We start from the raw sequence: 17,505 nt of genomic DNA, 5'->3' as shown, positions 1-17,505 counted from the left end.
CTCGGGCCTGTATTGTTCAAGGCGTCCCGGGCGATTAGCTCAGCGGGAGAGCACTTCGTTCACACCGAAGGGGTCACTGGTTCGATCCCAGTATCGCCCACCCCCCCCGGCTCCAGAGCCGGCACACCCCTCGGGGGCCGCCCACCGGGCCGGCCCCCGTTCTGCTGTCCGGCGGCACCCGTAGTCATGCTGAGGGGCTTGGCCAAGTCCATCGAGGACCCGCTGCGTGAGAGCCGTGTCCAGGAGTTCCCATTCCCTGTCGGCCGTGGGGCCACGACTGCCTGATGCACGCTGCGGCAGGGCTTCGGTCGGCAGCGAAGCGGTCATCGGGTCGCTGAGAGCGAGTTCGGCCCAGACGACTTTGCCGCCCCTACGAGGGCGGTAGACGTCCCACCGCTTGCTCAGCGTCTCGACCAGGAAGAGGCCGCGACCGCCTTCCGCGTCGAGGCTCTGCTCGGGAACGACGGGTGAGCCGGTGCCCGGGTCCCAGACTTCTACGTACAGTTTCCCGTCGACCGAGCGGAGCTGTACTCCGATGAGGTGGTGTCCCTGTATGTCGCCCCACTTGGGATCGGGGTCGGGGATGCCAGTCATCTTGACGGCGTTGGTCACCAGCTCGGAGACGATCAGCTCGGCGCTGTCAATGTGCTCCTTGAGCTGCCACTGCTGGAGCGTCTGCCGGATGAACTCCCGCGACAAGCTGACGGCTGTAAGCACCGAGGCCAGGCGGATGTTGGAGACGTAGAGGGTCCTGGGCGCGAGCGGCGTGGACGGTGTGGTCACGAGGCCGCCTCCCGTACGGGGCCGAAGAACCCGCACATCTTGAGGGCTTCGGTCATCGGTCTCCCGCCTCGTACACCTCGGCGTCGACGCAGTGCACGATGTACGCCCACAGGTGTTCCTGGAGAACACGGCCGCTGCCGAAGTGCTGCATGGACGGCACCACGATGGCGGGGTCGTCGGTGAGCTTGAGCTGTTCGACCAGCTCGGTCAGCGCAGCGATGCTGCCCTCTTCTTCTTCCTGGAAGATGACGGCCAGGTCGTAGCCTTCGAGCTGCGCCCAGCGGAAGAGCCGTAGCTCGTCCCTCAATACTTCGGCTTCGGGAATGCCGGGGTGCGCACGCATGTAGCCGTAGATCGGCGGTTTCGACTGGTGGGCGGCGGTCATGTCGTCCCGCGCTCCTCGATCGTCAGCGGGCATGACTCCTCTTTTCCTGCGCGGACTCCCTGGTGGCGACGGCCCACTCGGCCCACACGCTCTTTCCGATCACCCGGGGTGTGACGCCCCAGCTGTCAGCCAGCGAAGCCACGATCCTGAGTCCGCGACCGCTGAGCGGGATTTCCCGGTCCGGAGGGGCTGGGGAGAGCAAACGTGGCAGCCCGTCAGCGGTGTCGCGGACCTCGACGCGGAGGAGACCGTCATCGAGGTGGTAGGCCACCACGACGTGGCTTCCGCGAGTCGCTCGACCATGGATCACGGCGTTCGTCACCAGTTCGGCGACCACCCACTCCAAGGAGTCAGCGATGTGCTGGGATAAGTACCACTCGTCCGCGACGGCCCTGGCCTTGGCGCGAGCGACGGGTACGGCAGGGCGGTATCTCCGGTACCGCACCTGTAGCGACCTGGGTGCAGCCATCCTCAATCCTCTCGGACGAGCGCGCGGTTGGGTGGGTGACAGCGGCCCGGGCAGACGATAAGGAGCTACTGACACAGTAGGTACTATGCACTGTAGATAAGCCAGAGTATCAAGTCCCTACTTTGAGTAGAGTCGAATGCCTGTTGCCCTCACCGTGTCGGAGCGGCACACTTGACCTGCAAGAAGGCGTAGGAGAGGCGGCCGATCGTTGCCCATCAACAACAACCCGACGTTTCGTCAGAGGCGGCTCGCGCGCACGCTCAAGGAGCTGCGGAACATCGCCGGGTTGACACACGCGGACGCGGCCAAGGTGCTCGGGTCGGCGGAGTCGAAGGTCGGCCGGATCGAGAACGCTCAGTCGGGCATCCGCCTGCCCGACCTCCGGGCGCTCATGGATGCCTACAACGTCACCGACCCGACCGAACGAGCGGCGATCGAGAAGCTGTCGCGCGAGGCCAAGCAGAAGGGCTGGTGGAGCCGGTACGTCAACGTGGTCGACCCGGCGTACGCGGCTTATGCCGCCGTTGAGTGGGACGCCTCGGAGCTGTACAACGTCGAGACCAACCTGGTGCCTGGCCTGCTGCAAACGCCCGAGTACACCGAAGCGCTCATCAAGCTCCAGGCGCCGGATGCCACCGAGGAGGGCATCGAAGCGCAGATCAAGGTGCGCGGCGAGCGGAAGAACATCTTGACCAGGGACGACCCGGTTCAGCTCTGGGTGATCATCGCGGAGAACGTGCTGTACCACCGGGTGGGCAGCCGCGACGTGATGAAGGCGCAGCTTGAGTCCCTGGTTGCCGACAGCCGGAAGCAGAACGTCGAGCTGCAAGTGCTGCCGCGCGAAGATCCCATGAACGCCTGCCTGTTCGGGCCGTTCGTCATCATGAGCTTCCCGACCTCGGCCGAGACGGACGTCGTGTACACGGAGTCGCCCACCAGCACGCTCTACTACGAAGAGCCGGCCGACGTGGAGACGTACACCACGTTGTTCCGCCGTCTCAACATGGCCGCAGCCAACGTCAGCAGGTCCCGGGCGCTCATCCAGGACGCCCTTCACGAAATGGAACAGGACCGATGAAGCCAACCAACCGATCCGCGGCGGCTCCGCTGGAGTGGGTGAAGTCGTCGTACTCCGGAAACAACGGCAACTGCGTGGAGGTCGCCGCTCTGCCCGGGGGCGGTCGGGCGCTGCGTGACAGCAAGGACCCCTCGGGGCCGGCGCTGGCGTTCACCAACGCCGAGTTCGCCGCGTTCGTCGCCGCCGCCCGCGAGGGCGAGTTCGGGCAGGCGTAGGGGCGCAGGTCCGCGACCGTACAGCAGCGCCCGGCCCGGCATCGAGGTCGGGCGCTGCTTCGCTGCACGATCGTCCGATCTGAGAACGGGTGAGCACGTGAGCGGGATCGACCAGGCCAAGCAAGCTGTCCGTGACCGGGTGTGGCGTCGCCTCATCGACGGTGGCGGAGCGCCAGCCGACTCGTACGGCAAGATTCCTGGCTTCTACGGCAACGAGGCAACTGCTGAGCGCCTGGCCGAGCTGCCTGAGTGGCAACGAGCTACCACGGTCAAGGCCAATCCCGACTGGGCACAGCTTCCGGTGCGCACTCGTGCACTCCAGGACGGCAAGCTGCTGTACATGGCCGTGCCGAGAATGGCGAGCCTGGAACCGTTCTACCTGCTCGACCCGAAGACGCTGACGGTCTCTCCTGCGGAAGCCGCCGAGAAGCGGGGCGCGGCTCGGGTCGCACGCCGGTTGGGCGTTGATGCCCTGCGGCCGATCGACGTGGTGATCTGCGGCAGCGTGGCGGTCCACCGGTCGGGAGCACGCATCGGCAAGGGGGCCGGGTACTCCGACCTAGAGGTCGCGCTGCTGATCGAGGCCGGACTCGTGACCGATGCGACGGTGATCGTGGCGCCGGTGCATGGCCTCCAGGTGGTCGGGGAGGACATCCCCGAGACTGATCACGACTTCAGTGTGGACATCATCGTGACGCCGGACGAGGTGATCCGCTGCACCAACCGACGCCGGCCGCAGGGCTTGGTCTGGAACGACCTGACCGCCGAGAAGATCGCGGCCATCCCGGTGCTCGCAGCCCGAAGCCGCGCCGCCGAGTAGCAGACGGCGGCCAGCCTCGGTCACCCGGACCTGCTTATGGTCTGCTCGTCGGACACCGCTTGCTGCGGCAAGGTGGCCATGTTCTTCATGCGGGGCTCCTTGCCGAAGAAGGTGCGGTACTTGTCGACGGTTCCGATCTCCTTGATGACCTTTTCCACCCAGGCGTCGGTGTACAGGTAGGTGTTCACCGGCTCGTCGTAGATGCAGTACCGGGCATTGGTGATGCACGGGTCCGAGGTGCCCTTGGGGGGCCGGATGTTGAACCGTCGCCACATCTCGGTGTGCTCGCCGTACGCACTGAAGTGGAAGGGCAATCGTGCCTCAACGCGCTCGGCCACGGTGGTTGCGCGGAGCTTCGCCTTGTTAGCCACCTCGACGTGCTTCAACTTGGTCATGACGGTGCCCGTGCGCCCGGCTTCCGTCATGGTCTTACGTTCCTCGTCGGTCAAGTCGTCGAAGTTGACGAAGTTCACAGCGAGATCCGCGTCGGTCTTGTTGCCGATGATGGGCACCAGTCGCACCCTGTAGTCGTAGCGGAGGTCGTCCTTCACGGACTCGTCCATGCTGGCCTCGAACCGCGTCACGAGGTCGCGCGTCGCCTTGGGAAGCTTGGCGGCCGCCTCACGCTGCTCGGCCTGTCCTTCCGCCGTCAACGACTGGAGGGTGATGGGGAAGCGGAGCACGTTGGCAAGGCTGTAGTCGAAACCGAAGTGGTCCACCCGTTCACGCTCGTAGTTCATGACGAGCGCCTGAGCCTTGCCGCCGGTCACGATCTTGAGGTTGTGCTCGTACCGGTGCTCAACCTTGTTCCGGAGGGCCACGAAGAGCTCAAGGTTCAGGCGCACCGGGTCGGCGCTGTTGGTGTAGCGCTGCTTGACACACCACTCCAGGTCCCACGCCTTCGGCTCACCGTCGATGATCTTGTACTGGCCGTTCGACTCTTTGTAGTGGTAGTCGACACCGTCCTTCTTGAACTCGGCGTGCAAGAGGTAGTGCCACGCCTTGTGCATGTGGGTGAGGAAGTCGCCGAAGTTGCCGGTGGAGCAGTTCCACTCGTCCACACCCTTGAGGGCGTGACGCTTCGACTCGTCAAGCATGTGACGCCAGCGGGGGTGAGCCATTCGCGTGTCCTTCGTTCGGTAGAAGGATCACACCAAGGTGATCGGCGGGACAAGCAAGATTCTCAAGGCGGACGGTAAACGTACGACGTTCAACCGACGTGCCGTCGTCTCCATGACCGAGCCCGCCCCTCCGGGTGGCGCTACCTGTCCCCGGCTGGGGCGGGCGGGGCGCGGCGAGAACCGCGGAGTGGCGGACCGTCGTCCTCACTGCCGGGGCGCCACCGTCGGCACTGGGGGGAAGCGTGAGTGAGATCATCTCGTTGGCCGCGTCCGTCGTCGCGCTGGCCGTCTCGATCGTCGTCGCCTGGCGGCAGGACCGTCAGAGCAGGAGCGCGGTCGATTTCGCGGCGGTCCTGGAGATCTACCTGCGCGACGTCCGCAACAAGGACTACCAGAACGACATGCACTACGTGGTGACCCGGTTGCGTTCGGACCATCCGCAGGACGGCATCCCCGTCAGCCGGCTCCCCGAGCGGGAGCGCAACGCGGTGTGGAACGTCGCCTTCCTCTACGAGAGCATCGGCGTGATGTACGAACTCGGGGCCATCAACCGCCGGATCGCGCTCGGCCTCTTCCATTTCCGCATCATCCAGGTGTGGGAGGCGATCGTCCCCTATGTGCGGGCCGAGCGGGAGTACCGGGACGGCCCCTTCCTCGCGTACTTCGAGAAGCTGTACGCCGAAGCCCAAAGTTCCCACCCCTCGACGGCGTCGCGGGTCCAGGGGCGCACCGTGCGAACGCATGCGCCGGGGCCGCAGGTGTGAACGGGGGCGGAGACGGCAGCCTCCAGGGTCAGTCGAGGCAGAACTCGTTGCCCTCGACGTCCTGCATCACGATGCACGAGTCGTCGCCGCCGTCGTACAGGAGGCGGAGGCGGGTCGCGCCGAGGGGGAGGAGGCGGGCGCACTCGGCTTCGAGGGCGGCGAGACGCTCCTCGCCGACCAGGCCGGTGCCGACGCGGACGTCGAGGTGCACCCGGTTCTTGACGACCTTGCCCTCGGGGACGCGCTGGAAGTACAGCCGGGGGCCGACGCCCGTCGGGTCGGTGCACGCGCGCCACGAGTCCCGCTCCTCCGGCGGCTGCGAGCGCTCGTACTCCTCCCAGGTCCCGAACCCCTTCGGCGGTGAGACCGCGTATCCGAGCACGTCGCACCAGAAGCGTGCGACGCGCACGGGCCGCGCGCAGTCGAAGGTGACCTGGAACGTCCTGACCGATGGCACAGCCGCACCCTAGCAAGGCGGCCCCAGACGGCCGCGGGCGGACGGAGGATCGCGTACGCCGCGCACGAGCGTCGGCGGCTTCGACGCAAAGGATTGTCGGTCCCGCCGCCCGGCTCGGTACGATTCGCGTGCGGCGGCCTGTGCCGCCCGCGCCCCGGCGCGTACGTGTCCCGTACGCCGTCCGAACCACCGACGTGACCAAGTCAGGAGCAGACCGGTGTCAGACCTCCGTGTGATCATCAAACGCGATTCCGCCGAACCGGAGGAGCGGGTGGTCACGACGGGGACGACCGCCGCCGATCTCTTCCCGGGCGAGCGCTCGGTCGTCGCCGCGCGCGTCGCCGGGCAGCTGAAGGACCTGGCCTACGAGGTGGCCGACGGCGACGAGGTCGAGCCGGTGGACATCACCAGCCCCGACGGCCTGAACATCCTGCGGCACTCCACCGCCCACGTGATGGCGCAGGCCGTCCAGGACCTGCACCCGCAGGCCCGGCTGGGCATCGGCCCGCCCATCAAGGACGGCTTCTACTACGACTTCGACGTGGACGAGCCGTTCACCCCCGATGACCTCAAGGCCATCGAGAAGCGCATGCAGGAGATCCAGAAGCGCGGCCAGCTCTTCTCCCGCCGCGTCGTCACCGACGAGGCCGCCCGCCAGGAACTCGCCGACGAGCCGTACAAGCTGGAGCTGATCGGCCTCAAGGGCGCCGCGGCCGACGCCGAGGACGGCGCCGACGTGGAGGTGGGCGGCGGCGAGCTGACCATCTACGACAACCTCGACGCGAAGACCGGCGAGCTGTGCTGGAAGGACCTGTGCCGCGGCCCGCACCTGCCCAGCACCCGCTACATCCCGGCCTTCAAGCTGATGCGCAACGCCGCCGCGTACTGGCGGGGCAGCGAGAAGAACAAGCAGCTCCAGCGGATCTACGGCACCGCGTGGCCGACCAAGGAGGAGCTGAAGGCGCACCTGGACTTCCTGGAGGAGGCCGCCAAGCGCGACCACCGCAAGCTCGGCAGTGAACTCGACCTGTTCTCGTTCCCCGACGAACTCGGCTCGGGTCTCGCGGTGTTCCACCCCAAGGGCGGCACCGTCCGCAAGGAGATGGAGGCGTACTCGCGCCGCCGCCACGAGGAGGCGGGCTACGAGTTCGTCAACACCCCGCACCTGAGCAAGGCCAAGCTGTTCGAGACCTCCGGGCACCTGCCGCACTACGCCGACGGCATGTTCCCGCCCATGGAGTTCGAGGGGCAGGACTACTACCTCAAGGCCATGAACTGCCCGATGCACAACCTGGTCTTCCGGGCGCGCGGGCGTTCCTACCGTGAACTGCCGCTGCGGCTCTTCGAGTTCGGCACGGTGTACCGGTACGAGAAGTCCGGCGTGGTGCACGGCCTGACCCGGGCCCGCGGCTTCACCCAGGACGACTCGCACATCTACTGCACCAAGGAGCAGGTGCCCGACGAGCTGGACTCGCTGCTCACCTTCGTGCTGAACCTGCTGCGCGACTACGGTCTGAGCGACTTCTACCTGGAGCTGTCGACCCGCGGGGACTCCGACAAGTTCATCGGCTCCGACGAGGAGTGGGCCGAGGCCACCGAGCAGCTGCGCCAGGCGGCCGGCAAGCAGGGCCTGGAACTGGTCATGGACCCCGGCGGCGCGGCCTTCTACGGACCGAAGATCTCGGTGCAGGCCAGGGACGCGATCGGCCGGACCTGGCAGATGTCGACCATCCAGGTGGACTTCCAGCAGCCGGCCCGCTTCGGCCTGGAGTACACCGCGGCCGACGGCTCCCGGCAGCAGCCGGTGATGATCCACCGCGCGCTGTTCGGCTCGATCGAGCGGTTCTTCGCGGTGCTGCTTGAGCACTACGCGGGTGCGTTCCCGGCCTGGCTCGCGCCGGTTCAGGCGGTCGGCATCCCGGTCGGCGACGGCCATGTGGGGTATCTGCGGGAGTTCGCCGAGGAGGCCAAGCGGCAGGGGCTGCGGGTCGAGGTCGACGCCTCCTCGGACCGGATGCAGAAGAAGATCAGGACCTGGCAGAAGCAGAAGGTCCCGTTCATGATCATCGTCGGTGACGACGACATGGCCGGCGGCACGGTGTCCTTCCGCTACCGCGACGGCTCGCAGGAGAACGGCATCCCCCGCGACCAGGCGCTGGCCAAGCTCGTGGACGTGGTGGAGCGCCGCGTGCAGGTCTGAGCCGACGGGTCGAAGGGCCGGCGGGTTGAAGGGCCGGCGGGTCGAAGGGCCGACGGGCCGAAGGGGCGGTGACGCGGGCGGGGCCGGCGGGCGGGCGCCGTCCGTACCCCCGGCTCCGGGCCGCCCTCGTCGAGAGCCCCCGGCGCGCAGCTCAGCGCGCCGGGGGCTCCTCGTCCTCCCGGGTGAAGACCTGCAGCAGCCAGGACGAGAAGGACCCGGTGACCGCGCCCAGCAGGGCCAGGCCGAGCAGCATCAGCACCACCGCGAGCGCCCGGCCGGCCGCGGTGACCGGGGTGACGTCGCCGTAGCCGACCGTGGTCAGCGTCGAGCAGGTCCACCACACCGCGTCGCCAAAGGTGCGGATCGTCGCGCCGGGGGCGCCGCGCTCCTGCTGGTAGACCGCGAGGGCGCCGGCGAAGCCGAGCAGCACCGCGGTCGTGCCCGCGTACGCGATCACCCGGCCGTACAGGCTCAGTTTCGGCCGCTGCCGGCCGCGCTGGACCACCTGGTAGATCTCCACCATCCGCAGCGGGCGCAGCAGCGGCAGCAGGACGACCACGGTCTCCAGCAGGTGCCGCCGCACGTAGCGCGGGCCGAAGCGCTCGCCGCGCAGCCGCACCCGCAGCGCGTAGTCGGCGGCGAACAGCGCCCAGGTCAGGCCGATCAGGCACTCCAGCAGGGCGTGTCCGACAGCCGGGAGGCCGGGGTCCAGCACGTGGACGGCGTAGGCGCCGAGGTAGAGCAGGGAGGCGGCGAACAGGGGCGGCTCGCTGCGGCTCTCCCAGCGGGCCAGCGGGGTGTCGGCGTCCATCCGGCCAGGATCGCGGCGGTGGCCGGGACCGGGCCCGGCGACACGCGGTGCGGGGGGTTGGCCATATGCTGATCCGCATGACGAGTGATCCGGAGCAGCAGACCGGGGCGGGGGTGCCGGACGCTTTCCAGCGGCTGTGGACCCCGCATCGCATGGCGTACATCCAGGGGGAGAACAAGCCCACCGGCCCGGGGGCCGGGGACGGATGTCCGTTCTGCACGATCCCGTCACTGTCCGACGAGGAGGGCCTGGTGATCGCCCGCGGCGAGTGGGTGTTCGCGGTGCTCAACCTCTACCCGTACAACAGCGGCCACCTGATGGTGGTGCCGTACCGGCACGTCGCCGACTACACCGAGCTCGACGGCGCGGAGACGGCGGAGCTGGCGGCGTTCACCAAGCAGGCGATGACGACGCTGCGCGGGGCGTCGGGGGCACAGGGCTTCAACATCGGCATGAACCAGGGCGCCGTGGCCGGCGCGGGCATCGCCGCCCATCTGCACCAGCACGTGGTGCCGCGGTGGGGCGGCGACGTCAACTTCATGCCGGTGGTGGGCAACACCAAGGTGCTGCCGCAACTGCTCCAGGAGACGCGCAAGCTGCTCGCGGACCGCTGGCAGGGCTGAGCGGGCCGAGCCGGTCGCCGGCCGGGGCGGTCGCCGGCCGGGGCGGGGGAGCGGTGACCGGCTACGGGGGAGCGGTGACCGGCTACGCGTCGTAGACGTCGGCCTTCTTCGGCGCCGCCTCCTGCACCTGCCCGCTCAGGCTCATCGAGCGGCTGGTGAAGCGCGAGACGTCCACGCCGTTCTCCTCCATCACCTGGATCGCGGCGGCGTGCACCGCGCGCAGCACCGGGGTGGCGGCGCGCAGCGCGTCGTCCGCCATGAAGCGGTGCTGCCAGGGCTTGTCCGCCCAGGTGTGCCGCAGGCCGAACGGCTCAGGCAGCTTCAGGGTGCCGCCCAGGTGGTCCAGGATCGGCGGGAACCAGGTCAGCGGCGCGCGCGCGGCCAGCCGCACCACCTCGTCGGAGCCGATCAGCGGCAGGTTGACGGTCTTGGTCTCCCAGAACTTCACCGACTTGCTGACGGTCTTCGTCGGCGCGGACGGTTTGCCGGTGAACAGCCCGTCGATCGGCCCGAGCGCGTGCCCGGTGACCTCCACCCGCAGGGTGTGGGCGAGCACGGTCACGGTGATCATCAGGGTGATCACCAGATTGCCGTCCCACAGCACGAACTGGATGCCCAGGTAGTGCCGGTTGCCCTTGCCGAACTGCTGGGTGTTGCAGATCCGCTGGATCTCGAAGTCCTTGACGGTGTAGCCCTCGACCTCGGTGCCGGTGGGCCGCTTGATGCTGCCGGCGTTCTCGCCGATCGGCACCACCACCCAGTGGCGTATGGACGGCTTGGGGAAGCCGCCGGTGTGGATCGGGGTGCGCTCCAGCAGCTTCAGCCGGTCGTGGATCGCCCGGACCACGTCCCAGCTGCGGAACGGGTTGATCTCGGCGAGCCCCTCGCGCGGGGTCAGCTCCTCGGCCATCTGCCAGCTGCCCCAGCGGCTGCCCATGCCGAGTATGCCGCGCGGCCCGGCGTAGAAGACCACGTTGCTGTTCTGCTCGGCGGACAGCTTCGCCAGGCTCTTGCGGAGGTTCTCCGCGCGGGTCTGCCCGGGGTTGCGCGGCACCGCCTCCGGGATCTTCGCGCCGACGCCGGAGCCGCCGGCCAGATCGCTCCAGCGGTCCCTGAGATCCTTCGCGGTGCGCTCGCAGATCCGCTTGGCCAGATACCAGCCGATCACCGGGAAGATCATCAGCACCCGGAAGTACAGGCTCCAGAAGCCGCTGAACGGCGGCCGGATCGCCAGCAGCACGGTGAAGGCCACCGCGACCGCGAGCACCACGCCGCCCAGGCGCCGGCCCGCCTGCCCTTGCTGCGCATCGTGGCCAGCGCGGCCCGCAGCTGGAAGGCGCCCAGCCACAGCAGCACGCCGGGCAGGAAGAGCAGGCCGAAGACGCCCATCACCACGGTCAGCCGGGCGTCGCGCTCCTGGCGCAGCCGGTTGGCGGCCAGGCAGTGCTCGACCACGGTCTGCGGCTCGATGCCGAAGGACTGCACCAGCTCGCCGCGGGCCGCGCCGAGCATCCGCACCTGCACCGCGCGGGAGAACGCCTCGCCCAGATTGGGCCGGAACAGCGCGATCCGCCCGCTGGACAGCGACGCCTTGTCGTTGACGTCGATCAGGCTCTGAACCGGGGTGTCGCGGTACGCGGCGGAGGAGAGCGCCTGCGTCGCGCCCGTCTCGCCGTCGACGCCCGTGAGCGGGATCTGCGCCCCTGGGCTGAAGTCGAAACCGTCCGTCACCGCAGCCCCCAACTCGGCCGTCGTGCCCGCCACTTCACCGGCTCCGACCGGTCGTAACGGCCCATTCCCCGCGCCCGGGGCCGTCACACGTCCGCAGCCTCCCCAGACTAGCCGCGCGGCGGCCCGCACCGGGGGTGCGGGCCGCCGATTGGCCCTTGTCATATGCCGCGCCGCAGGGTTGGCGTGATCCGACCGGTCGAGTACGCCCCCGGGTAGGCCCTCGGCCGCGCCCGAGCCGCGCCGGACACGCCCGGACGCGCAGCCCGCCCGCCGCGGATCAGTGCGCGGCGGCCTGCCGCTCCTCCTGCTCCCGCAGCCGCGCCGCTACCTGTGCCGGCATCGGCTCGTGCCGTGCGTAGTGCCGGCTGAACCTGCCGGTGCCGTGCGACAGCGACCGCAGGTCCACCGCGTACCGGCCGATCTCGATCTCCGGCACCTCCGCCCGTACCAGCGAACGGCCCGGGCCTGGCTCGGTGCCCAGCACCCGGCCGCGGCGCGAGGACAGATCGCTCATCACCGGCCCCACGAAGGCGTCGGGCACTAGCACCCCCACCTCGTCCACCGGTTCCAGCAGGTGGATGCGGCAGGCCGAGGCGGCCTCGCGCAGCGCCAGCGCGCCCGCGGTCTGGAAGGCGGCGTCGGAGGAGTCCACCGAGTGCGCCTTGCCGTCCGAGAGCGTGACGCGGATGTCCACCACCGGATAGCCGAGGCCGACGCCGCGGGCCGCCTGCGCCCGCACGCCCTTCTCCACCGACGGGATGAACTGCCGCGGCACCGCGCCGCCGATCACCTTGTCCACGAACTCGATGCCCGAGCCCACCGGCAGCGGCTCCACCTCGATCTCGCAGATCGCGAACTGACCGTGCCCGCCGGACTGCTTGACGTGCCGGCCGCGGGCCGCAGCACTTTCGCCGAAGGTCTCGCGCAGCGCCACCTTGTGCGGCACCGCGTCGACCTGCACGCCGTACCGGCTGCGCAGCCGCTCCAGCGCCACGTCCGCGTGCGCCTCGCCCAGGCACCACAGCACCACCTGGCGGGTGTCCGGGTTCTGCTCCAGGCGCATCGTCGGGTCCTCGGCGACCAGCCGCGCCAGCCCCTGCGACAGCTTGTCCTCGTCGGCCTTGCTGTGCGCCTCGATCGCCACCGGCAGCAGCGGGTCCGGCATCTGCCAGGGCTCCATCAGCAGCGGGTGCTCCTTGGACGACAGGGTGTCGCCGGTCTCCGCGCGGGCCAGCTTGGCCACGCACACCAGGTCCCCGGCCACCGCGGCGGACACCGGCCGCTGCTGCCGGCCGAACGGCGACGACAGCGCGCCGACCCGCTCGTCCACGTCGTGGTCCTCGTGGCCGCGGTCCTCCATGCCGTGCCCCGAGACGTGCACCGTCTCGTCGGGCCGCAGCGTGCCGGAGAAGACCCGCACCAGGCTGATCCTGCCGACGTACGGGTCGGAGGAGGTCTTGACCACCTCGGCGGCCAGCGGGCCGCCCGGGTCGCACGCCGGCTGCCCGAGCGGCGTGCCGTCCGGGCTGGTCACCGGCGGGGCGGCGCGCTCCAGCGGGGTCGGGAAGCCGCGGGTGATCAGTTCGAGCAGCTCCAGGGCGCCCAGGCCCTGCCGGGCGCCGTCGGCCGCGGGCGCGGCCGGCAGCACCGGGTGGAAGGCGCCGCGCGCCACCGCCCGCTCCAGATCGGCGATCAGCGTGGCGACGTCGATCTCCTCGCCGCCCAGATAGCGGTCCATGAGGGTCTCGTCCTCGCTCTCGGCGATGATGCCCTCGATCAGCCGGTTGCGCGCCTCGCGCAGCTCCGGCAGCAGCCCGGCGTCCGGCTCGGCCTCCCGGCGCTCGCCGCCGGAGTAGTCGTAGACCCGCTGCGACAGCAGCCCGGCCAGGCCGGTCACCGGCGCGTGCCCGTCCGGGCCCGGCTCGCCGTGCAGCGGCAGGTAGAGCGGCAGCACCGCGTCCGGGTCGTCGCCGCCCAGCTCGGCCGCGCACTGCGCGGCGGTCTCCTCGAAGCCGGCCCGCGCGGACTCCAGGTGCGTGACGACCACCGCGCGGGGCATCCCCACCGCGGCGCACTCGTCCCACACCAGCCGGGTCGCCCCGCCGATGCCCTCGCCGTCCTGCGCCGCCGAGACGACGAAGAGGGCCGCGTCCGCAGCCCGCAGACCGGCCCTCAGCTCCCCGACGAAGTCCGCGTAGCCGGGGGCGTCCAGTATGTTGATCTTGATGCCGTCCCACTCCACCGGGACCAGCGACAGCTGCACCGAGCGCCGCTGGCGCTGCTCGATCTCGTCGTGGTCGGAGACCGAGCCGCCGTCCTCGACCCGGCCCGCCCGGTTGATCGCGCCGGTGGCCAGCGCGAGCGCCTCCACCAGCGTCGTCTTGCCCGCACCGCTGTGGCCGACCAGCACCACGTTCCGTATGTCCTCGGGGCGGCCGGCCTCCGGTGCCCCTCCGGCGGCCCCTGGCTGCCCGTTGTTCCTGTCCGACGCACCACCCATGTGTCTCGCCTCCCGGTCCTCACCGCATGGGGGACCGCGCCCGCGGGGCGGGCGCGCGAATCAGGGCGTCGGAGGGACCGCGGACGACTCGGGGCGGCCACGGCGACGCCCTCGGTCATTCGACCTTCCCACCATCGTCACGGTCCGTCCATACGTCGTTGAGGTGCCACACGCGATCCGGGTCGCGCGGCTGGCTACGATGGGCCATCCGGTGGCCGCGCGGCGGGCGCACCCGCAGCGCGCGGGCCGCACTCCCGCAGGCCGCGGGGAAGCACATCATCCGCACCGACCCGTCGGGAAGACCATGCTGAACAAGTACGCGCGTGCGTTCTTCACGCGTGTTCTCACGCCGTTCGCCGCGTTCCTCCTGCGCAAGGGCGTCTCGCCCGACGCGGTGACCCTGATCGGCACCGCCGGCGTCGTCGCCGGCGCCCTGGTCTTCTACCCCATGGGCCAGTTCTTCTGGGGCACCGTCGTCATCACCTGCTTCGTGTTCTCCGACATGATCGACGGGAACATGGCCCGGCAGATGAACCGCTCCAGCCGCTGGGGGGCCTTCCTGGACTCCACCCTCGACCGGGTCGCCGACGGCGCGGTCTTCGGCGGCCTGGCCATGTGGTACGCGGGCAAGGGCGACAACCTCACGCTCTGCGCGGTGACGCTCTTCTGCCTGGCCAGCGGCCAGGTGGTGTCCTACACCAAGGCCCGCGGCGAGGCGATCGGGCTGCCGGTGAACGTCAACGGCCTGGTCGAGCGCTCCGAGCGGCTGGTCATCACCCTGGTGCTGTGCGGCTTCGCCGGCTTCCACCGCACCTTCGGCGTGCCGGGCATCCAGTGGCTGCTGCCGGTCGCGCTGTGGGTGGTCGCCGTGGGCAGCCTGATCACGCTGATCCAGCGGGTGGTCACGGTGCGCCGCGAGGCCGCGGAGGCCGACGCCGCCGTGGCGCTGGAGAAGGCCGGCCAGGGGAGCGGCGCGTGAGCGACGGGGACGCCTCCCGGGCCGCCCGGCTCAGGGGCAGCCTGACCGACGGGCTGTACGGACTGGGCTGGGGCGCGGTCAAGACGCTGCCCGAGCCGGCCGCCGCCGCGCTCGGCCGCGGCATCGCCGACGCCGCCTGGCGGCGTCGCGGCAAGGGCGTGCGGCGGCTGGAGGCCAACCTGAAACGGGTCGTGCCGGACGCGGACCAGGCGCGGCTGCGCGAGCTGTCCCGCGCGGGCATGCGCTCGTACCTGCGGTACTGGATGGAGTCCTTCCGGCTGCCGGCGTGGAGCAAGGACCGCATCCGCGGCGGCTTCGACCCCGCGGACGTGCACTACCTCACCGGCGGGCTCGCCGCCGGGGGCGGCGTCATCCTGGCGCTGCCGCACATGGGCAACTACGACCTGGCCGGCGCGTGGGTCACCACCAAGCTGGAGACGCCGTTCACCACGGTCGCCGAACGGCTCAAGCCCGAGACGCTGTACGACCGGTTCGTCGCCTACCGCGAGGGCCTGGGCATGGAGGTGCTGCCGCACACCGGCGGCGCCGCCTTCGGCACCCTGGCCCGGCGGCTGCGAGCCGGCGGCCTGGTCTGCCTGGTCGCCGACCGCGACCTGTCCGCGAACGGCGTCGAGGTCGACTTCTTCGGCGAGAAGACGCGGATGCCCGCGGGACCGGCGATGCTCGCCCAGCAGACCGGCGCGCTGCTGCTGCCGGTCACCCTCTGGTACGACGACTCGCCCGTCATGCAGGGCCGCGTCCACCCGCCGGTGGAGGTCCCCGCGGACGGCGACCGGGCGCGGCGCACGGCCGTGATGACGCAGCGGCTCGCCGACGCGTACGCCTCGGGGATCGCCGAGCACCCGCAGGACTGGCACATGCTGCAGCGACTGTGGCTGGCGGATCTGCCGCCCCGGCCGCAGGCGGCAGGCGCGGCGGCGGGCGGTGCGGAGGAGTCCGGCACGGCGGCCGGTGCGGCGGGTGGCGCGGCGGCGGGCGGCACGGCGGCGGGCGGCACGGCGTCCGGCACGGCGGGTGGTGCGGAGGACGGCGGGACGGGCAGCGCGACGGTCGGCGGCGACGGCTCCGGGACGGAGAACGCGTGAGGATCGGGATCGTCTGCCCGTACTCCTGGGACGTCCCCGGCGGCGTCCAGTTCCACATCCGGGACCTGGCCGAGCACCTCATCGGGCTCGGCCACGAGGTCTCCGTGCTCGCGCCGGCCGACGACGAGACGCCGCTGCCGCCGTACGCGGTCTCGGCCGGCCGCGCGGTGCCGGTGCCGTACAACGGCTCGGTGGCCCGGCTCAACTTCGGCTTCCTGTCGGCCGCGCGGGTCAGGCGCTGGCTGCACGACGGCGGCTTCGACGTCATCCACATCCACGAGCCCGCGTCGCCCTCGCTCGGCCTGCTGTCCTGCTGGGCCGCGCAGGGCCCGATCGTGGCGACCTTCCACACCTCCAACCCGCGCTCGCGCGCGATGATCGCCGCGTACCCGATCCTGCAGCCCGCGCTGGAGAAGATCAGGGCCCGCATCGCGGTCAGCGAGTACGCCCGGCGCACCCTGGTCGAGCACCTCGGCGGCGACGCGGTGGTCATCCCCAACGGCGTGGACGTCGACTTCTTCGCCCGCGCCGAACCGCGCAAGGAGTGGCAGGGCGACACCATCGGCTTCATCGGGCGCATCGACGAGCCGCGCAAAGGCCTCCCGGTGCTCATGCGGGCGCTGCCGGCGATCCTGGAGCAGCGCCCCGGGGTCCGCCTGCTGGTCGCGGGGCGCGGCGACGAGGAGCAGGCGGTCGAGGGCCTGCCGGCCGCGATGCGCGAGCGGGTGGAGTTCCTCGGCATGGTCAGCGACGAGGACAAGGCGCGGCTGCTGCGCAGCGTGGACCTGTACGTCGCGCCCAACACCGGCGGCGAGTCCTTCGGGATCATCCTGGTCGAGGCGATGTCGGCGGGCGCGCCGGTGCTGGCCAGCGATCTCGACGCGTTCGCGCAGGTGCTGGACCAGGGGGCGGCGGGGGAGCTGTACGCGAACGAGGACGCGGAGGCGCTGGCCGCGGCGGCGGTGCGGCTGCTCGGCGATCCGGGGCGGCGGGCGGAGCTGCGGGAGCGGGGGGCCGCGCATGTGCGGCGCTTCGACTGGTCCGTCGTGGGCGGGGACATCCTGTCCGTCTACGAGACGGTCACGGCGGGGGCGACGCACGTCGCGGCGGACGACCGGGTGGGGTTCCTCGCCCGCCTGCGCGCTTCGCGCGACTGACGGGGGCCGCCCCGTCGACCCTCCCGGCCCCCGCTGCCCGGACCTTCCCCGGTGGGCCTCTCCGCCCGTCCGGGCTGCCCCGATCCCTTTCGATCCGGACCTTCCCCAAGTAGTGGGCTGGTCGCGCAGTTCCCCGCGCCCCTGATGCGCTCGCGCCGAGCGGTGCGTTCAAGGGGCGCGGGGAACTGCGCGACCAGCCACCCACCGGGGGAAGATCCGGCAGCCGGGAGGGAGGGGCAGCCCGGACGGGCGGAGAGGCCCACCGGAGGAAGATCCGGCAGCCGGGAGGGAAGGGCAGCCCGGACG

The 17,505-nt window shown here is 70.7% G+C and carries 15 protein-coding genes, 1 tRNA gene and 2 pseudogenes; 10 read left to right on the top strand and 8 right to left on the bottom strand.

All coding sequences use genetic code 11. The annotated features are described in order from the left end of the window. Positions 1-28 precede the first annotated feature (28 nt). Positions 29-100 (top strand) — tRNA-Val (locus VSR01_RS05260). A 260-nt stretch (positions 101-360) separates the two neighbouring features. Here the strand turns inward: VSR01_RS05260 and VSR01_RS05255 are convergent. The 3 genes and pseudogenes from VSR01_RS05255 to VSR01_RS05245 all read right to left on the bottom strand — a co-directional run. After that, positions 361-717 (bottom strand): annotated as a pseudogene (locus VSR01_RS05255) (ATP-binding protein); the annotation flags it as partial. Between the two features lie 118 nt (positions 718-835). Further along, a complete protein-coding gene (locus VSR01_RS05250; protein ID WP_326448115.1) occupies positions 836-1,201 on the bottom strand; it encodes a hypothetical protein in 366 nt (121 codons plus the stop codon). Beyond that, positions 1,191-1,637 carry an ATP-binding protein gene (locus VSR01_RS05245; protein WP_326448114.1) on the bottom strand — a complete coding sequence of 149 codons (447 nt, stop codon included), beginning with the start codon at positions 1,635-1,637 and terminating at the stop codon, positions 1,191-1,193. Before VSR01_RS05245 ends, VSR01_RS05250 begins: the two co-directional genes overlap by 11 nt. Positions 1,638-1,845: 208 nt before the next feature. On the opposite strand from VSR01_RS05245, the gene VSR01_RS05240 reads away from it, so the two are divergent. The 3 genes from VSR01_RS05240 to VSR01_RS05230 all read left to right on the top strand — a co-directional run bounded on the left by VSR01_RS05240 (position 1,846) and on the right by VSR01_RS05230 (position 3,750). After that, complete coding sequence (locus VSR01_RS05240) at positions 1,846-2,715, top strand: helix-turn-helix domain-containing protein (RefSeq protein ID WP_326448113.1); 870 nt, start codon at positions 1,846-1,848, stop codon at positions 2,713-2,715. Next, a complete protein-coding gene (locus tag VSR01_RS05235; RefSeq protein WP_326448112.1) occupies positions 2,712-2,930 on the top strand; it encodes a DUF397 domain-containing protein in 219 nt (72 codons plus the stop codon). Before VSR01_RS05240 ends, VSR01_RS05235 begins: the two co-directional genes overlap by 4 nt. 97 nt (positions 2,931-3,027) lie before the next feature. Continuing rightward, positions 3,028-3,750 (top strand): 5-formyltetrahydrofolate cyclo-ligase, encoded by a 723-nt coding sequence (locus tag VSR01_RS05230; RefSeq protein WP_326448111.1) that lies wholly within the window; start codon positions 3,028-3,030, stop codon positions 3,748-3,750. A 20-nt stretch (positions 3,751-3,770) separates the two neighbouring features. On the opposite strand, the gene VSR01_RS05225 is transcribed toward VSR01_RS05230, so the two are convergent. Beyond that, positions 3,771-4,871 carry a DUF3644 domain-containing protein gene (locus VSR01_RS05225; protein WP_326448110.1) on the bottom strand — a complete coding sequence of 367 codons (1,101 nt, stop codon included), beginning with the start codon at positions 4,869-4,871 and terminating at the stop codon, positions 3,771-3,773. A gap of 242 nt (positions 4,872-5,113) precedes the next feature. On the opposite strand from VSR01_RS05225, the gene VSR01_RS05220 reads away from it, so the two are divergent. Beyond that, positions 5,114-5,635: a DUF4760 domain-containing protein gene (locus tag VSR01_RS05220; RefSeq protein WP_326448109.1), complete on the top strand. Its 522-nt coding sequence runs from the start codon at positions 5,114-5,116 to the stop codon at positions 5,633-5,635. A 28-nt stretch (positions 5,636-5,663) separates the two neighbouring features. Here VSR01_RS05220 and VSR01_RS05215 read toward each other — a convergent pair whose 3' ends face one another. Further along, positions 5,664-6,092 carry a VOC family protein gene (locus VSR01_RS05215; protein ID WP_326448108.1) on the bottom strand — a complete coding sequence of 143 codons (429 nt, stop codon included), beginning with the start codon at positions 6,090-6,092 and terminating at the stop codon, positions 5,664-5,666. Between the two features lie 217 nt (positions 6,093-6,309). Between VSR01_RS05215 and thrS the strand changes: the two genes are divergently transcribed. Beyond that, positions 6,310-8,292 carry a threonine--tRNA ligase gene (gene thrS / locus VSR01_RS05210; RefSeq protein ID WP_326448107.1) on the top strand — a complete coding sequence of 661 codons (1,983 nt, stop codon included), beginning with the start codon at positions 6,310-6,312 and terminating at the stop codon, positions 8,290-8,292. Between the two features lie 151 nt (positions 8,293-8,443). On the opposite strand, the gene VSR01_RS05205 is transcribed toward thrS, so the two are convergent. Beyond that, positions 8,444-9,103 (bottom strand): potassium channel family protein, encoded by a 660-nt coding sequence (locus VSR01_RS05205; protein WP_326448106.1) that lies wholly within the window; start codon positions 9,101-9,103, stop codon positions 8,444-8,446. 65 nt (positions 9,104-9,168) lie between these two features. Between VSR01_RS05205 and VSR01_RS05200 the strand changes: the two genes are divergently transcribed. Further along, entirely contained in the window at positions 9,169-9,726 is a 558-nt protein-coding gene (locus VSR01_RS05200; protein WP_326448105.1) for an HIT family protein, read from the top strand. Between the two features lie 82 nt (positions 9,727-9,808). Here the strand turns inward: VSR01_RS05200 and VSR01_RS05195 are convergent. Together VSR01_RS05195 and VSR01_RS05190 are read right to left on the bottom strand one after the other, a co-directional pair. Continuing rightward, a pseudogene (locus VSR01_RS05195) lies at positions 9,809-11,457 on the bottom strand (hypothetical protein). Between the two features lie 277 nt (positions 11,458-11,734). Continuing rightward, positions 11,735-13,957 carry an elongation factor G-like protein EF-G2 gene (locus VSR01_RS05190; protein WP_326448104.1) on the bottom strand — a complete coding sequence of 741 codons (2,223 nt, stop codon included), beginning with the start codon at positions 13,955-13,957 and terminating at the stop codon, positions 11,735-11,737. Positions 13,958-14,261: 304 nt separating this feature from the next. Here VSR01_RS05190 and pgsA point away from each other — a divergent pair, with 304 nt between their 5' ends. From pgsA to VSR01_RS05175, 3 genes are read left to right on the top strand one after another with little or no spacing between them, the layout of a single operon-like run. Then, positions 14,262-14,936, top strand: coding sequence for a phosphatidylinositol phosphate synthase (pgsA, locus tag VSR01_RS05185; protein ID WP_326448103.1), 675 nt, complete (start codon positions 14,262-14,264; stop codon positions 14,934-14,936). Beyond that, positions 14,933-16,042 (top strand): phosphatidylinositol mannoside acyltransferase, encoded by a 1,110-nt coding sequence (locus VSR01_RS05180; RefSeq protein WP_326448102.1) that lies wholly within the window; start codon positions 14,933-14,935, stop codon positions 16,040-16,042. Before pgsA ends, VSR01_RS05180 begins: the two co-directional genes overlap by 4 nt. Next, positions 16,039-17,199, top strand: a complete 1,161-nt coding sequence (locus VSR01_RS05175; protein ID WP_326448101.1) for a glycosyltransferase family 4 protein — start codon at positions 16,039-16,041, stop codon at positions 17,197-17,199. Before VSR01_RS05180 ends, VSR01_RS05175 begins: the two co-directional genes overlap by 4 nt. Positions 17,200-17,505 lie beyond the last annotated feature (306 nt).

The sequence above is a fragment of the Actinacidiphila sp. DG2A-62 genome (assembly GCF_035825295.1).
Lineage (GTDB): Bacteria > Actinomycetota > Actinomycetes > Streptomycetales > Streptomycetaceae > Actinacidiphila.
Note: the sequence above shows the minus strand (reverse complement) of the source record. Positions and strands in the feature narration are given on the sequence as shown.

What these genes read in the sequence shown, in the direction of transcription:
- VSR01_RS05245 (WP_326448114.1), bottom strand. Translation starts at nt 1,637, where the DNA reads ATGGCTGCACCCAGGTCGCTACAGGTGCGGTACCGGAGATACCGCCCT.
- VSR01_RS05190 (WP_326448104.1), bottom strand. Translation starts at nt 13,957, where the DNA reads ATGGGTGGTGCGTCGGACAGGAACAACGGGCAGCCAGGGGCCGCCGGA.
- VSR01_RS05200 (WP_326448105.1), top strand. Translation starts at nt 9,169, where the DNA reads ATGCTGATCCGCATGACGAGTGATCCGGAGCAGCAGACCGGGGCGGGG.
- pgsA (WP_326448103.1), top strand. Translation starts at nt 14,262, where the DNA reads ATGCTGAACAAGTACGCGCGTGCGTTCTTCACGCGTGTTCTCACGCCG.
- VSR01_RS05205 (WP_326448106.1), bottom strand. Translation starts at nt 9,103, where the DNA reads ATGGACGCCGACACCCCGCTGGCCCGCTGGGAGAGCCGCAGCGAGCCG.
- VSR01_RS05235 (WP_326448112.1), top strand. Translation starts at nt 2,712, where the DNA reads ATGAAGCCAACCAACCGATCCGCGGCGGCTCCGCTGGAGTGGGTGAAG.
- VSR01_RS05250 (WP_326448115.1), bottom strand. Translation starts at nt 1,201, where the DNA reads ATGCCCGCTGACGATCGAGGAGCGCGGGACGACATGACCGCCGCCCAC.
- VSR01_RS05225 (WP_326448110.1), bottom strand. Translation starts at nt 4,871, where the DNA reads ATGGCTCACCCCCGCTGGCGTCACATGCTTGACGAGTCGAAGCGTCAC.